The organism is Methylobacterium variabile (assembly GCF_001043975.1).
In the GTDB taxonomy this organism is placed as follows: Bacteria; Pseudomonadota; Alphaproteobacteria; order Rhizobiales; family Beijerinckiaceae; genus Methylobacterium; species Methylobacterium variabile.
This window is the reverse complement of record NZ_LABY01000532.1, coordinates 1-1,566: the sequence shown is the minus strand read 5'-3', so window position 1 is coordinate 1,566 and position 1,566 is coordinate 1. Positions and strand designations below refer to the sequence as shown.

The window sequence follows — 1,566 nt, the reverse complement described above, 5'->3', positions numbered from 1 at the left end:
CGGCAGCGTCCCTCCTGATTCCCATCCATCCTCAGATGGTGGATGTCGCATCCATGTCCCAGTTCCTGCTGATGGCGTCCGACCTCATGGGCGTCGTCCGCAAGGCTGGCGGCGATCTTTCTCACGACTTCATTCGCTACGTGGTGACCCGCCACGAACCGCACGATGGCCCCCAGAGCCAGATCGTAGCTCTCCTGCGCGGCTTGTTCGGGGACGACGTTCTTGCTGCCTCCGTGTGGAAGTCCACGGCGATCGCCGATGCCGGCCTGACCAAGCAGAGCCTGTACGAGCTCGAGCGAAACAGCGTCGGTCGAGCGACCTATGACCGTGCCTACGAAAGCCTGGATGCCGTTCACCGAGAGATCCTCGGCCTCGTCCACAAAGCCTGGGGGAGGACAGCGTGAAACGTCGCGACACAATCCGAAGCCTGTACTCCGCTACGACCGAGCCAACGAAGTTGGCCGCGGCCAACCCACGGCCCGACCATGGCGCAGACCAGGGCGACCAAGTCAGCGCGAATGCGCCCGACCGTGCTCCTCCCCCGGAAAAGTTGGCCATGGCCAACTTCGGAACCGTTTCCCTCCTCGCACGGCCAGTTGGTGCGACCGCGTGTCGTCCCGCTTCAACGACCCACCGAAGCGAAAGGATCTATTAAACAATAAGTCCTTGCGGTTCACGATGATCTATGTCTTCTTAAAAACGGATTTTGTCGCGATTGGCGGAAAATTCCGTTTTTGAGAGGGTTGAGCATGTCGTCGGTCGCGGCCTCGCATGGAAGGTCCGATGTATCATCGGACGATCGCGTGTCAGCCCATGCTCGCCTCCTCTCGGCCCAGTTGCAGTCGCTGCGAGAGCGCCTGTTTCCTCCAGAGGCCCATAAAGAACTCAGAAAGTTTACTTCCGGCGAGGTCTCGCGGCTGGTGGGCGTATCCGACAGCCATCTGCGGCAGCTCTCGCTCGATAAGCTCGGTCCGACCCCCGATATTCAATCAAACGGACGACGTCTCTACTCGCTTGGGCAAATTGGTGAGCTCAGGCAATACTTGGCAGAAGCGCGCCCAAAGGATGCGTTGAATTTTCTGCCCTGGCGTCGGGATGGCGAGCGTCTTCAAACCCTCGCCTGTGTCAACTTCAAGGGTGGTTCGGCGAAGACGACGACCACCCTCTACCTCGCACAATGGCTGGCGCTGCAAGGATATCGCGTCCTGGCGGTCGATCTCGATCCGCAAGCCTCGCTCAGTGCGATGTTCGGAATCCAGCCGGAGTTCGACCTTCGTTGGGACGATACGCTCTACGGAGCCATCCGTTACGATGACAAGCGCAAGCCATTGCGGGATATCATCCGAAAAACCTACTTCCACGGCCTCGATCTCGTTCCGGGCAACCTCGAACTCATGGAGTTCGAACACGAGACGCCTCGCGCGCTGTCGTCCGCCCACCGAAACGATGGTGGCATGTTCTTCGAGCGCGTGGGCAACGCTCTCGCTACGGTCGAGAATGATTACGATCTGGTCATCATCGACTGCCCCCCGCAACTCGGTTACCTCACTCTTGGCGCTGTGTGTG

The 1,566-nt window shown here is 59.7% G+C and carries 1 protein-coding gene and 1 pseudogene; both read left to right on the top strand.

The window, feature by feature from the left end; all coding sequences use genetic code 11:
- Positions 1-404: pseudogene (locus VQ02_RS34365) on the top strand (plasmid partitioning protein RepA); the annotation flags it as partial.
- A gap of 345 nt (positions 405-749) precedes the next feature.
- Positions 750-1,566 (top strand): plasmid partitioning protein RepA (gene repA / locus VQ02_RS34360; RefSeq protein ID WP_048448769.1); only part of this gene is annotated, 817 nt, incomplete at its 3' end.